Below are 607 nucleotides of genomic sequence, written 5' to 3' on the forward strand. Positions count from 1 at the left end.
ATCCGGGTTGCGGACAGTGTCTGGTGGGTAGTTTGACTGGGGCGGTCTCCTCCCAAAGAGTAACGGAGGAGCACGAAGGTTAGCTAATCCTGGTCGGACATCAGGAGGTTAGTGCAATGGCATAAGCTAGCTTGACTGCGAGAGTGACGGCTCGAGCAGGTGCGAAAGCAGGTCATAGTGATCCGGTGGTTCTGAATGGAAGGGCCATCGCTCAACGGATAAAAGGTACTCCGGGGATAACAGGCTGATACCGCCCAAGAGTTCATATCGACGGCGGTGTTTGGCACCTCGATGTCGGCTCATCACATCCTGGGGCTGAAGTAGGTCCCAAGGGTATGGCTGTTCGCCATTTAAAGTGGTACGCGAGCTGGGTTTAGAACGTCGTGAGACAGTTCGGTCCCTATCTGCCGTGGGCGCTGGAGAATTGAGGGGGGCTGCTCCTAGTACGAGAGGACCGGAGTGGACGCATCACTGGTGTTCGGGTTGTCATGCCAATGGCACTGCCCGGTAGCTAAATGCGGAAAAGATAAGTGCTGAAAGCATCTAAGCACGAAACTTGCCCCGAGATGAGTTCTCCCTGACTCCTTGAGAGTCCTGAAGGAACGTT

1 rRNA gene is annotated in these 607 nt (G+C 54.9%); it reads left to right on the forward strand.

Annotation, left to right across the window (positions count from 1 at the left end):
• Positions 1–607 (forward strand): 23S ribosomal RNA (locus tag ACDO57_RS23330); the annotation flags it as partial.

Origin of the sequence: Enterobacter cloacae complex sp. 2015409, from assembly GCF_041365315.1 — a bacterium.
Classification (GTDB): Bacteria; Pseudomonadota; Gammaproteobacteria; order Enterobacterales; family Enterobacteriaceae; genus Enterobacter; species Enterobacter pseudoroggenkampii.